Below are 13,099 nucleotides of genomic sequence, written 5' to 3'. Positions count from 1 at the left end.
CGTACATCTGCCGGTTTGTCGCCAAGCTGACGATAAACCTGCGCCAGCGCCGTTGCGCCCAGCGCGTTATTGCCTTTGCCCAAATCAATCAGCAGCAGTGCGTTATCTTCGGTAGAAAGCTGCGGCGTGATGGTGTGACGTACATCTTCCACGCGGGCAAATGCGGAAATCACCAGCGACAGCGGCGACGTCATTTCGCGCTCTTCGTTACCTTCCTGCCAGCGGGTTTTCATCGACATAGAGTCTTTACCCACCGGGATCGTCAGGCCCAGCGCCGGACAAAGCTCTTCGCCCACAGCTTTAACGGCTTCATACAGGCCCGCATCTTCGCCTGGATGACCTGCCGCTGCCATCCAGTTCGCGGAAAGTTTAATGCGTTTGATATCGCCAATCTGTGTTGCGGCAATATTGGTTAACGCTTCACCGACCGCCAGACGGGCAGATGCGGCGAAATCCAGCAGCGCAACCGGCGCACGCTCGCCAATTGCCATCGCTTCGCCATAGTAGCTGTCGAGGCTGGCGGTAGTGACCGCACAGTTAGCGACCGGCACCTGCCACGGCCCCACCATCTGATCGCGCGCCACCATGCCGGTTACGCTGCGGTCACCGATGGTCACCAGGAAAGTTTTCTCCGCCACGGTCGGCAGATGCAGCACGCGTTTCACCGCGTCAGCGATGGTGATCCCTTCACGGGCCAGCGCGTCGCCTTTCGCTTTCAGCGTTTGTACATCGCGAGTCATCTTCGGCGTTTTGCCGAGTAGCACGTCCAGCGGCAGATCGATGGGTTGATTATCAAAATGACGATCGTGCAGAGAAAGATGCAGTTCTTCGGTCGCTTCACCAATCACCGCGTAGGGTGCGCGTTCACGCTTACACAGTTCGTCAAACAGCGGTAACTGATCGGCAGCAACCGCCAGCACGTAGCGTTCCTGGGATTCGTTACACCAGATTTCCAGCGGGCTCATGCCCGGTTCGTCGCTCAGAATATCGCGCAGTTCGAATTTACCGCCGCGCCCGCCGTCGCTCACCAGTTCCGGCATGGCGTTAGAAAGACCGCCTGCGCCAACGTCGTGGATAAACAGGATTGGGTTGGCATCACCAAGCTGCCAGCAACGGTCGATCACTTCCTGGCAGCGACGCTCCATCTCCGGGTTGTCGCGCTGTACGGAAGCAAAATCGAGGTCGGCATCAGACTGACCAGACGCCATGGAGGACGCCGCGCCGCCGCCAAGGCCGATGTTCATTGCCGGGCCGCCGAGAACGACCAGCTTCGCACCAACGTTGATCTCGCCTTTTTGTACGTGATCGGCGCGAATGTTGCCGATCCCACCCGCCAGCATGATCGGTTTGTGATAACCGCGCAGCTCTTCGCCATTGTGGCTGTTCACTTTTTCTTCATAAGTACGGAAGTAGCCGTTCAGTGCCGGGCGACCAAATTCGTTGTTAAACGCCGCGCCGCCCAGCGGGCCTTCGGTCATGATGTCCAGCGCGGTGACAATGCGCTCAGGCTTACCGAAATCTTCTTCCCACGGCTGTTCAAATCCCGGAATACGCAAGTTGGATACGGAGAAACCGACCAGACCGGCTTTCGGCTTTGCGCCACGCCCGGTGGCACCTTCATCGCGGATTTCACCGCCGGAACCGGTCGCCGCGCCCGGCCACGGAGAAATCGCCGTCGGGTGGTTGTGGGTTTCGACTTTCATCAGAATATGCGCCGGTTCCTGATGGAAATCGTAGCGGCCCGTTTCGTGGTCAGCAAAGTAGCGGCCCACTTCAGACCCTTCCATGACGGCGGCGTTATCTTTATAAGCAGAGAGAACGTGATCCGGCGTAGTTTCGAAGGTGTTTTTGATCATCTTGAACAGCGATTTCGGCTGCTGTTCACCGTCAATAATCCAGTCGGCGTTAAAAATCTTATGACGGCAGTGCTCAGAGTTCGCCTGGGCGAACATATAAAGCTCTATGTCGTTCGGGTTACGACCAAGCTTCGTGAAAGCATCCTGCAGATAGTCAATTTCATCTTCCGCCAGTGCCAGGCCAAGACGCAGGTTAGCGTCGATTAGCGCCTGACGCCCCTGCCCCAGCAAATCAACGCTGGTAACCGGAGTCGGTTGATGATGAGCAAACAGCTGCTCTGCATCATCTAAAGCGAAAAAGACCGTTTCCATCATGCGGTCGTGCAGTTCAGCGGTAACCTGCTGCCATTGGTCATTGGTCAGCGTACCGGCTTCTACATAGTAAGCAACGCCGCGCTCAAGGCGGTTTACCTGTTGCAGCCCGCAGTTATGGGCGATATCGGTCGCTTTCGAAGACCAGGGAGAGATGGTGCCTGGACGCGGGGTCACCAGCAGGAGTTTACCTTGCGGGGCGTGGCTGGCGAGTGCCGGGCCATATTTCAGCAGGCGTTCAAGTTGTGCGTGCTCATCATCGTTTAACGGCGCATTGAGGTCAGCAAAATGGACATACTCGGCGTAAATGTTGTGAACCGGGAGCCTGGCAGCCTGAAAACGTGCCAGCAGTTTGTTGATTCGGAATGCCGACAATGCAGGCGAACCACGCAGAATTTCCATCATAAGTCTCTCGTCTTCTAAGCTTTCGGTGTACCCAAGGGGGGGAAACGGGCGTCATTATAAAGAATCTGATGCGCTGACGAAACCGTTTGCGTGGAAATAAAATCGCCCTCATGAATTAGCAACGCGTGCCGCCAATCTCTGTAATAAGTTGCCAACTGGCGCAAGTTTACGCAAAATGCCGCTCATTTATGAGTAAACCTTTCAATAGCATTACGATCTTTCAGGCTGGGACGCGCACGACACAGAGAATTAACTAATTGAAAAAATTAAAGATTAATTATCTGTTCATCGGCATTCTGGCACTGCTTCTCGCGGTCGCTCTCTGGCCATCCATTCCCTGGTTTGGTAAAGCCGACAATCGTATCGCCGCCATTCAAGCGCGGGGAGAGTTGCGCGTGAGCACCATTCATACTCCCCTGACATATAACGAAATCAACGGTAAACCTTTTGGTCTGGATTACGAACTGGCAAAACAGTTTGCCGATTACCTCGGCGTAAAACTGAAAGTCACCGTACGGCAGAACATCAGCCAGTTGTTTGACGATCTCGATAACGGTGATGCCGATCTGCTGGCGGCGGGACTGGTCTATAACAGCGAAAGGGTTAAAAATTATCAGCCTGGCCCAACCTATTATTCCGTTTCACAACAACTGGTCTATAAAGTAGGTCAGTATCGACCACGGACGCTGGGCAATCTGACGGCGGAACAGTTGTCCGTCGCTCCCGGGCATGTTGTCATTAACGATCTGCAAAAACTGAAAGAGACTAAGTTCCCGGAATTAAGCTGGAAAGTGGACGACAGAAAAGGTTCTGTGGAGTTAATGGAAGATGTTATCGAAGGTAAGCTGGATTACACCATTGCCGATTCTGTCGCTATCAGCCTGTTTCAGCGCGTTCACCCGGAACTTGCTGTGGCACTGGATATCACCGATGAACAACCGGTAACCTGGTTTAGTCAATTAGATAACGATAATACGCTTTCTGCGGCTCTGCTCGACTTCTTCAATGAAATGAATGAGGACGGCACACTGGCGCGTATTGAAGAGAAATATCTCGGACATGGCGATGATTTTGATTACGTTGATACGCGCACATTTTTACGCGCCGTTGATGCAGTACTGCCGCAGTTAAAGCCGCTGTTTGAGAAATACGCCGAAGAAATTGACTGGCGTTTGCTGGCCGCGATTGCTTATCAGGAATCGCACTGGGATGCACAGGCCACTTCGCCGACCGGTGTACGCGGCATGATGATGTTAACCAAAAATACCGCGCAAAGCCTGGGCATTACCGACCGCACTGATGCCGAACAAAGCATCAGCGGTGGCGCGCGTTACTTACAGAATATGATGAGTAAAGTGCCAGAGAGCGTGCCAGAAAATGAGCGGATCTGGTTTGCGCTCGCCGCCTATAATATGGGCTATGCGCATATGCTGGACGCCCGCACCCTGACGGCAAAAACCAAAGGCAATCCTGACAGTTGGGCCGATGTCAAACAGCGTCTGCCTTTACTTAGCCAGAAACCCTATTACAGCAAGCTGACTTACGGCTACGCGCGTGGGCATGAAGCCTATGCTTATGTCGAAAATATTCGTAAGTATCAGATTAGCCTGGTGGGTTATCTGCAAGAGAAAGAGAAGCAGGCTACAGAAGCGGCGATGCAACTGGCGCAGGATTATCCGGCGGTATCACCTGCTGAATTAGGAAAGGGAAAATTTCCCTTTCTCTCGTTTCTTTCGCAGTCGTCATCTAATTATCTGACGCACTCCCCTTCTCTACTGTTTTCCAGGAAGGGAAGTGAAGAGAAACGAAATTAATCTGTAGCGGGTTGCGCTTTTTTCTGCGCTTTGATTTCCTGGCGGCGCATTCGGAAAAAATCGCTGAGTAGCGCCGCGCACTCATCTGCCAGTATTCCTTCCGTAATTTCCACTCGATGATTCATACCAGGATGGTGCAGCACATCCATTAATGATCCGGCGGCACCAGTTTTCGCATCACGAGCGCCAAAGACTACGCGACCAATGCGGCTGTGAATCATCGCTCCTGCGCACATCACGCATGGCTCCAGCGTGACATACAACGTGGCGTCGATCAGGCGATAATTCTGCAACACCAGCCCTCCTTGCCGCAGCGCCATGATTTCTGCATGTGCAGTAGGATCATGATGGCCAATCGGACGATTCCATCCTTCGCCGATTACCCGATTGTTATGCACTAATACCGCGCCGACCGGCACTTCTCGCTCGTCCCAGGCACGTTTCGCCAGCGTCAGCGCATGACGCATCCAGTATTCGTGGCTAAATTCGACTTCAGACAAAAAGAAAACTCCGGTTATAAAAGCGCGGCGCATTATACACGGACGCTATGCTTTACTCTATTCCAGTTGCTGGAGTTCACCGCGAGACGTTACCCGCCAGCGATGCTGACAAAAATAGAGTAGCGGATTGTCCTGATTACTGTCGCTATAGCCACTGTACAGCCGCAGCGGTGTGCCGATTTTGCGTTCCAGTTGCGCGACTTTTTCATAACCGAGACAGCGCATGGTCAGCACCCAGCCACCATAGCCGCGCTGGATCTGACTGGCGATAAGATTAACGCGTGGCAGCCACGGCGTATCGAAATAAACCGCTTCGACCAAAGCCTGAGGGGAACCGGTAATCAACCAAATATCAGCATCGGAGCTTAGCAGATAGCTGGTCAGACGTTCCTGCACTAGCGGGAAAGCAGTGACATTGTCGCGAAACCAATGCACGAAATCGGCTTGTAACGCCTGTAAACGTGCTTCGCTATGACCAAAGGTACAACCCCATAGCAGCAAACTCATCGGCCAACGTGCCGCTCGCCCCTTGATTAATAATGCAATGACAATGACCGGCAACAGCGGCAGAACAAGTAACGCATTCAGCGGCTGTCGGCGCAGTAAGTAGCGCAGAAAACTGCCAAACATATCCTGTTGATGCAATGTTCCATCTAAGTCAAAAAACACCACACGACGCTCGTGAGTTGCCAAACCACACCCCTCTGGACTGATACATCCTGATTAATTTTCACTACCAGATAGCCTAACAGATAGATCATCACTTTTCCGGCAACAATCTATCGCATAATGGTTGACTGGAATTTTTAATTCATGGCAATTAACTTTGATGGAATATAATATTCTCTCGCTTGTGTCTCATATTGCCTGTTGTCGCCATTAATTCATCGCGAGGAAAGATATGAACGGCCTACTTCGTATCCGTCAGCGTTACCAGGGGCTTGCCCAGAGTGATAAAAAGCTGGCGGATTATCTCCTGCTACAACCGGACACTGCCCGCCACCTTAGTTCCCAACAACTGGCCAACGAAGCCGGAGTCAGTCAGTCCAGCGTAGTGAAGTTCGCGCAAAAACTTGGCTATAAAGGTTTTCCGGCACTTAAATTGGCGTTAAGCGAAGCTCTGGCAAGCCAACCGGAATCACCTTCCGTACCCATTCATAACCAAATTCGCGGTAATGATTCGTTACGACTGGTTGGCGAAAAACTGATTAAAGAAAACACGGCTGCCATGTACGCAACACTGAACGTCAATAGTGAGGAGAAGCTACATGAATGCGTGTCGATGCTTCGTTCTGCGCGACGGGTTATTCTGACTGGTATCGGCGCTTCCGGTCTGGTGGCGCAGAATTTTGCCTGGAAGCTGATGAAGATTGGTTTTAATGCTGCCGCTGAGTGTGATATGCACGCGTTGCTTGCTACAGTGCAAGCTTCGTCACCGGACGATTTGTTATTAGCCATCTCATACACAGGTGTACGGCGGGAGTTAAACCTGGCAGCAGATGAAATGCTACGAGTGGGTGGAAAAGTGCTGGCAATCACCGGTTTTACCCCCAATGCCCTGCAACAGCGCGCTTCTCATTGCCTGTATACCATTGCCGAAGAACAAGCGACAAACAGTGCTTCGATCTCCGCATGTCATGCTCAGGGAATGTTAACGGATTTGCTGTTCATTGCGCTGATCCAGCAGGATCTGGAACTGGCACCTGAACGTATTCGTCATAGTGAGGCGCTGGTGAAAAAACTGGTTTGAGTAAAGAATGCGCGTATAATGCCCGCCCGGTTTGTGTTGTTTTGAGAGTTTCCTTATGGCGCTGTTAATCACTAAAAAATGCATCAATTGTGATATGTGTGAACCCGAATGCCCGAATGAGGCGATTTCGATGGGTGAACATATCTACGAGATTAACAGCGATAAGTGTACCGAATGCGTAGGTCACTACGAGACGCCAACCTGCCAGAAAGTGTGCCCGATCCCCAATACTATTGTGAAAGATCCGGCGCATGTTGAAACAGAAGAACAGTTGTGGGACAAATTTGTGCTGATGCATCATGCGGATAAGATTTAGTATTTTGCCTCTGGAGCAGGATATTACTTATTCACTCGTGTAAAAACGAAATTATTATATTTATTTTCATGATGTCATTAATAAAAACATTCGTTGAATGAATTTCTATAATATCTGCGCAGACACTTAATTATCATTATTAAAGGCGCGTCAGACTGGTTAAGCCGACGCGCCTTAAGTACGTTTCCTGATGTTATAAGAACAGAAGGATCAGCTGTAAAACAGCAATGACGACTTTAATTACCCGTTTAATAAGGCATCGACAATCAGTCATTCGTTTTTCCTTAAACAAGGAATGCAGCCGTTCAGATTAGCCCTTACATCTCCCCAAAACTGAACGTGCGAGTTATTGGAATCGAGTGCTGCACTCCACACCAGAGCTTTGACGACACCACTCGTTTCAATGGGGGAATTCAGTGGTATGGTGTAGAACACAGCAAAATCGCCAATAACGATGTCGATTCTAATGTACTTATGAAAAAGCGGTCACGTTAATCTTCTCATCAATATTAAATTCTTCGTCCCGGCTCGAATTTTTTATGTCAGAGATTGCAAGTTGCTTGTACAGGTCAGATAAATTGATCCATAATCATTTTCGTTGGAATCGTGTGCTGCAAAATTTTAAAGTTGTAAAGTAAAACCCCCGTTCCTTACCAGTTCGGGGGTTTTACTTTTTAAAAGAACGGTATTATTTAGGTGTTCGAGAAAGAGTTTTAACTTTCAATTATTACCGTGGCGCAAGCATAGTGGCGTTCATCTGCCAGCGTCACATGCATATGTGCGACACCCAGCTTTTCTGCCAATTTTAACGCCTCGCCCCACAACCGCAGCCGTGGCTTGCCGAGTTCATCGTTGAACACTTCAAACTGATTAAATGCCAGGCCATTGCGGATCCCTGTACCAAACGCTTTTGCCGCCGCTTCTTTCACGGCAAAACGCTTCGCCAGAAAACGCACCGGCTGATGGTGCGTTTTCCAGATCTCCCATTCATTATCGCTTAATACGCGTCGTGCCAGGCGATCGCCGGATCGGGCGATCACCGCTTCAATACGGGCGATCTCCACGATATCCGTGCCTAAACCTAATATTGCCATTAGCCACGCGCTTCCAGCATCAGACGCTTCATTTCTGCCACCGCATCTTTCAGTCCGGTCATCACCGCACGACCGATAATGGCATGTCCAATATTCAGTTCGTGCATTTCAGGGATGGCAGCAATGGCTTTCACGTTGTGATAGGTCAGGCCGTGACCGGCATTAACTTTCAGACCGAGGCTTGCGGCAAAGGTCGCAGCTTTGGCAATACGCGCCAGTTCTTGCGCCTGTTCAGCATCAGTTTTGGCATCAGCGTAACAACCGGTGTGAATCTCAATAAACGGTGCGCCAACCTCAGCGGCAGCTTTAATTTGTTCTTCATCGGCGTCGATAAACAGAGAAACCTGAATCCCGGCATCTGCCAGACGTTTGCAAGCATCGCGCATTTTGTCACGCTGACCTGCAACGTCCAGGCCGCCTTCGGTTGTCACTTCCTGACGCTTTTCCGGCACCAGGCAGCAAAAATGCGGCTTCGTCTCAACGGCAATCGCCAGCATCTCTTCGGTCACCGCCATTTCCAGATTCATGCGGGTATCCAGCGTCTGACGCAGGATTCGCACATCGCGGTCGGTAATGTGGCGACGATCTTCGCGCAAATGCACGGTAATGCCATCCGCGCCCGCCTGCTCGGCAATAAACGCCGCCTGCACCGGATCCGGGTAAGCAGTACCACGCGCATTACGCAGCGTTGCGATATGGTCAATGTTGACGCCTAACAGTAATTCAGCCATGACAATCCTCATCAGTCATTATGTGTTTTCACTGTTCGCTTAGGCATAAACTGCCGGAACAGTTCCCTGCTTTTTAAAGGTTTACCGCCAAGATAAGGCTTAAGCGCCATGCGGGTAAAGCGTTTCGCGGCACGCAATGTGTCGGCGTCAGGAAACTCCCGCTCGTATAACGCTTTCAACTGCCTCCCGGTGAAAGTTTTATTGTCGATAACTACGCTGGCGATAAATCCTTTTTCTTCGCGATAACGATACGTCATGGTGTCATCTACCGGCTCACCGCTACCCGCACAATGGGTAAAGTTGACGCCATAACCCAGATGCCCCAACAACGCCAGCTCAAAGCGACGCAACGCCGGTTCTGGCGTACCAGTGGCACCTGCCAGAGACTGAATGCAGTGCAAGTAATCGAAAAAGAGTTCCGAGAAGCGGGTCTCGTATTCCAGCACGCGGGAGAGAAGTTCGTTGATGTACAGACCGCTGTAAAGCGTAATACCACTTAATGGCAGCGCCAGCGAGACGGCTTCGGCACTGCGCAGCGTTTTGACTTCACCGCGCCCGCCAAAACGAAGCAAGAGAGGCGTGAAAGGCTGCAATGCGCCTTTCAGGGTAGAACGTTTTGAACGTGCGCCTTTAGCAACCAGACGCACGCGTCCCGATTCCTCCGTGAAGACGTCCAGCATCAGGCTGGTTTCGCTCCACGGGCGACTATGCAGGACAAATGCGCGCTGCCAGCCTTCCATCGGAGTAACTCTTAGAGATCGTCAACGTAACCGAGACTACGCAGCGCACGTTCGTCATCGGCCCAGCCGGATTTCACTTTCACCCACAGCTCAAGGTGGACAGGCGCTTCGAACATTTCCTGCATGTCTTTACGCGCTTCAATCCCGATGGTTTTGATCTTGGCCCCTTTGTTGCCAATCACCATCTTCTTCTGCCCTTCACGCTCAACGAGAATCAAACCATTGATGTCATAACCGCCGCGTTCGTTAGAGACGAAACGTTCGATCTCCACGGTCACGGAGTACGGCAGTTCAGCACCGAGGAAACGCATCAGTTTTTCACGGATGATTTCAGACGCCATAAATCGCTGCGAGCGATCGGTGATGTAATCTTCCGGGAAGTGATGGGTCGCTTCAGGCAGATGCTTACGCACGATTGCTGCGATAGTGTCGACATTCAGCCCGGTTTCGGCAGAGATCGGTACGATATCGAGAAAATTCATCTGGCTTGCCAGGAACTGCAGATGCGGCAGCAGATCGGCTTTCTCCTGCACGTTGTCCACTTTGTTCACCGCGAGGATCACCGGCGCTTTAACGTCACGCAGCTTATTGAGCACCATTTCATCGTCCGGCGTCCAGCGGGTGCCTTCAACGACAAAAATCACCAGCTCAACGTCGCCAATGGAGCTGCTCGCCGCTTTGTTCATCAGGCGGTTAATGGCGCGTTTTTCTTCCATATGCAGACCCGGAGTATCGACGTAGATCGCCTGATACGCGCCTTCAGTATGGATACCCACAATGCGGTGACGGGTTGTCTGCGCTTTGCGGGAAGTGATGGAGATTTTCTGCCCCAACAATTTGTTCAGCAATGTGGATTTGCCAACGTTCGGACGTCCGACGATAGCAATAAATCCGCAGTAACTTTTATCGATGCTCATTCCAGCTCCAGTTTTTTCAACGCCTGTTCGGCGGCAGCCTGTTCAGCCTTACGACGGCTTGAACCTGTGCCAACCACCGGTTCGCTCAGGCCGCTAACCTGGCAGTGGATAGTAAATTCCTGATCGTGCGCTTCGCCACGTACCTGAACTACCAGATAAGTTGGCAGAGGCAGATGGCGCCCCTGCAAATATTCTTGCAAGCGCGTTTTCGGATCTTTTTGTTTATCGCCTGGGCTAATTTCGTCCAGACGGGTTTGATACCAGTTAAGGATTAATTTCTCGACGGTCTGAATATCGCTGTCGAGGAATACGCCGCCAATTAATGCTTCGACGGTGTCAGCAAGAATCGACTCGCGACGAAATCCACCGCTTTTAAGTTCACCCGGCCCTAAACGTAAGCACTCGCCTAACTCAAATTCGCGTGCCAGTTCAGCCAGCGTATTGCCACGAACCAGCGTGGCGCGCATCCGGCTCATATCGCCTTCATCCACACGAGGGAAACGGTGATACAGCGCATTGGCGATAACGTAGCTCAAAATAGAGTCGCCTAAAAATTCTAAACGCTCGTTATGTTTGCTGCTGGCACTACGATGGGTTAATGCCTGCTGCAACAGCTCCTGATGATTAAAAGTGTAGCCCAGCTTCCGTTGAAGCCGATTAATTACGATGGGGTTCATGCGATACCAATAAATAAATGCGTCAACAATTCAGCACACGAAACAGACCTGATATGCAGGGTTCTGCTAACAGCTTTGCAGCAGTTTCAGTTGACCTGTATATGGGGACCAACGCTGTTTCGTGTGCCGTGGCGACCTGGAGGTGCCAACCTTAAACTTCGGGGGAATATTCTATACACAACGACGGGGGATGTCGTTAGTCACGGGAGATTTATCTCATAAATAATTCACGTTGTCGCCATAACGGCGACAACGTGAACGAAGATAAGCTATTAATGGATGCCGCCAATACGACTTAAGCGCACACCAGTCGGCCATTCGCCTTCTTGCTTATCGAAACTCATCCAGATAGCCGTTGCCCGACCGACCAGATTCGCTTCCGGCACAAAGCCCCAGTAACGGCTGTCCGCGCTGTTGTCGCGGTTGTCACCCATCATGAAGTATTGACCCGGCGGAACAATCCAGGTTGCCAGTTGTTGTCCTGGCTGCTGGTAATACATCCCCACCTGATCCTGCGCAATCGGCACGGTCAGGATACGATGCGTTACATCGCCCAGTGTCTCTTTACGTTCAGAAAGACGAATTCCATTTTCTTTGGTTTCGTTTTTCGGCACCTCAAAGAATCCGCTGGTTGCTTCCCCGCCGTTACGACGCGAGAAGGTCTGAACGAAATCGCTCGGTTCCACGTTTGAGTAGGTGACCGGCAGCGCGTTTTCACACGCCTGACCGGAACTGCATCCCGGGTGAATAGTCACCTCTTTCGCAACCGGATCGTAAGTGACTTTATCGCCCGGTAAACCCACCGCACGCTTGATGTAATCAAGCTTTGGATCTTCCGGGTATTTAAAGACCACGATATCGCCACGTTTCGGATGACCGGTTTCGATCAGCGTTTTCTGGTAGATAGGATCTTTAATGCCGTAAGCAAACTTCTCTACCAGAATAAAGTCACCGATTAACAGAGTCGGCATCATCGAACCTGACGGGATCTGGAACGGTTCATAAATAAACGAACGCACAATCAATACGATAGCCAGCACCGGAAATACAGAAGCGCCGGTTTCGAGCCAACCTGGCTTCGGCGCAACTTTTTTCAGCGTTGCTTTATCCAGTGAGTCCCCGGCAGCTGCTTGTGCTGCTGCCTGACGTTCCCGCCGTTTAGGTGCGAAAAAGAATTTATCCACGCACCACAAAATGCCCGTCACCAGTGTGGCAATCACCAGAATCAGGGCAAACATATTCGCCATGCCAACTCCTAATGGTTATTTGTTGTCTTTGCCGACGTGCAGAATGGCGAGGAACGCTTCCTGCGGCAGTTCGACGTTACCGATCTGCTTCATGCGTTTCTTACCTTCTTTCTGCTTCTGCAGCAGCTTTTTCTTACGGCTGATATCGCCGCCATAACATTTAGCCAGTACGTTTTTACGCAGCTGTTTCACGGTGGAACGCGCAATGATGTGCGTTCCAATCGCAGCCTGAATGGCGATATCAAACTGCTGGCGGGGGATCAGATCTTTCATCTTCTCCACCAGCTCGCGACCACGGTTTTGCGAATTATCACGGTGGGTGATCAACGCCAGCGCATCAACACGTTCACCGTTGATTAAAACGTCAACACGCACCATGTCGGACGCCTGGAAGCGTTTGAAGTTGTAATCCAAAGACGCATAACCACGCGAGGTAGATTTCAGGCGATCGAAGAAGTCGAGTACCACTTCCGCCATAGGGATCTCATACGTCAGTGCCACCTGGTTACCGTGATAAACCATGTTGGTCTGTACGCCGCGTTTTTCTACGCATAGCGTAATGACGTTACCAAGATACGCCTGCGGCAGCAGCATGTGACACTCTGCTATCGGTTCGCGCAATTCATAGATGTTATTCACCGCTGGCAGCTTGGATGGGCTGTCGACGTAGATAACTTCTTTCGCCGTAGTTTCTACTTCATACACTACTGTCGGAGCGGTAGTAATCAGGTCAAGGTCGT

The 13,099-nt window shown here is 51.3% G+C and carries 14 protein-coding genes; 3 read left to right on the top strand and 11 right to left on the bottom strand.

Annotated features, from left to right (window positions below; translation table 11 throughout):
- A partial coding sequence (gene purL / locus EQY_RS0103370) for a phosphoribosylformylglycinamidine synthase (RefSeq protein WP_024212383.1) occupies positions 1–2,573 on the bottom strand: 2,573 nt, incomplete at its 3' end.
- A 257-nt stretch (positions 2,574–2,830) separates the two neighbouring features.
- Between purL and mltF the strand changes: the two genes are divergently transcribed.
- The gene (gene mltF, locus EQY_RS0103365) at positions 2,831–4,387 is read left to right on the top strand and encodes a membrane-bound lytic murein transglycosylase MltF (RefSeq protein ID WP_000734183.1); all 1,557 of its coding nucleotides are present in this window, start codon (positions 2,831–2,833) and stop codon (positions 4,385–4,387) included.
- On the opposite strand, the gene tadA is transcribed toward mltF, so the two are convergent.
- Entirely contained in the window at positions 4,384–4,887 is a 504-nt protein-coding gene (gene tadA, locus EQY_RS0103360; protein ID WP_024212382.1) for a tRNA adenosine(34) deaminase TadA, read from the bottom strand. The genes mltF and tadA overlap by 4 nt on opposite strands.
- A 57-nt stretch (positions 4,888–4,944) precedes the next feature.
- Positions 4,945–5,580: a phosphatidylglycerophosphatase C gene (gene yfhb / locus EQY_RS0103355; protein ID WP_000190663.1), complete on the bottom strand. Its 636-nt coding sequence runs from the start codon at positions 5,578–5,580 to the stop codon at positions 4,945–4,947.
- Between the two features lie 208 nt (positions 5,581–5,788).
- Here yfhb and EQY_RS0103350 point away from each other — a divergent pair, with 208 nt between their 5' ends.
- Positions 5,789–6,637: a MurR/RpiR family transcriptional regulator gene (locus EQY_RS0103350; protein WP_001013783.1), complete on the top strand. Its 849-nt coding sequence runs from the start codon at positions 5,789–5,791 to the stop codon at positions 6,635–6,637.
- Between the two features lie 55 nt (positions 6,638–6,692).
- Positions 6,693–6,953, top strand: a complete 261-nt coding sequence (gene yfhL, locus EQY_RS0103345) for a 4Fe-4S dicluster ferredoxin YfhL (protein ID WP_001196294.1) — start codon at positions 6,693–6,695, stop codon at positions 6,951–6,953.
- Positions 6,954–7,146: 193 nt separating this feature from the next.
- On the opposite strand, the gene EQY_RS0103340 is transcribed toward yfhL, so the two are convergent.
- The 8 genes from EQY_RS0103340 to EQY_RS0103300 form a co-directional block, all read right to left on the bottom strand.
- Entirely contained in the window at positions 7,147–7,227 is an 81-nt protein-coding gene (locus tag EQY_RS0103340) for a hypothetical protein (protein WP_038808854.1), read from the bottom strand.
- Between the two features lie 439 nt (positions 7,228–7,666).
- Complete coding sequence (gene acpS / locus EQY_RS0103330) at positions 7,667–8,047, bottom strand: holo-ACP synthase (protein WP_000986026.1); 381 nt, start codon at positions 8,045–8,047, stop codon at positions 7,667–7,669.
- Entirely contained in the window at positions 8,047–8,778 is a 732-nt protein-coding gene (gene pdxJ, locus EQY_RS0103325; protein ID WP_001297412.1) for a pyridoxine 5'-phosphate synthase, read from the bottom strand. Before pdxJ ends, acpS begins: the two co-directional genes overlap by 1 nt.
- A gap of 11 nt (positions 8,779–8,789) precedes the next feature.
- Complete coding sequence (gene recO, locus EQY_RS0103320; protein ID WP_000399395.1) at positions 8,790–9,518, bottom strand: DNA repair protein RecO; 729 nt, start codon at positions 9,516–9,518, stop codon at positions 8,790–8,792.
- An 11-nt stretch (positions 9,519–9,529) separates the two neighbouring features.
- Positions 9,530–10,435, bottom strand: a complete 906-nt coding sequence (era, locus tag EQY_RS0103315) for a GTPase Era (protein ID WP_000020741.1) — start codon at positions 10,433–10,435, stop codon at positions 9,530–9,532.
- Positions 10,432–11,112 (bottom strand): ribonuclease III, encoded by a 681-nt coding sequence (gene rnc / locus EQY_RS0103310; protein ID WP_001068343.1) that lies wholly within the window; start codon positions 11,110–11,112, stop codon positions 10,432–10,434. The genes era and rnc overlap by 4 nt, the downstream gene beginning before the upstream one ends.
- Before the next feature lie 272 nt (positions 11,113–11,384).
- Complete coding sequence (gene lepB / locus EQY_RS0103305; protein WP_000002530.1) at positions 11,385–12,359, bottom strand: signal peptidase I; 975 nt, start codon at positions 12,357–12,359, stop codon at positions 11,385–11,387.
- Between the two features lie 15 nt (positions 12,360–12,374).
- Positions 12,375–13,099, bottom strand: a 725-nt coding sequence (locus EQY_RS0103300) for an elongation factor 4 family protein (RefSeq protein WP_000001888.1), incomplete at its 5' end; no start/stop codon positions are given.

Source organism: Escherichia sp. TW14182 (assembly GCF_000208525.1).
Lineage (GTDB): Bacteria > Pseudomonadota > Gammaproteobacteria > Enterobacterales > Enterobacteriaceae > Escherichia > Escherichia ruysiae.
Note: the sequence above shows the minus strand (reverse complement) of the source record. Positions and strands in the feature narration are given on the sequence as shown.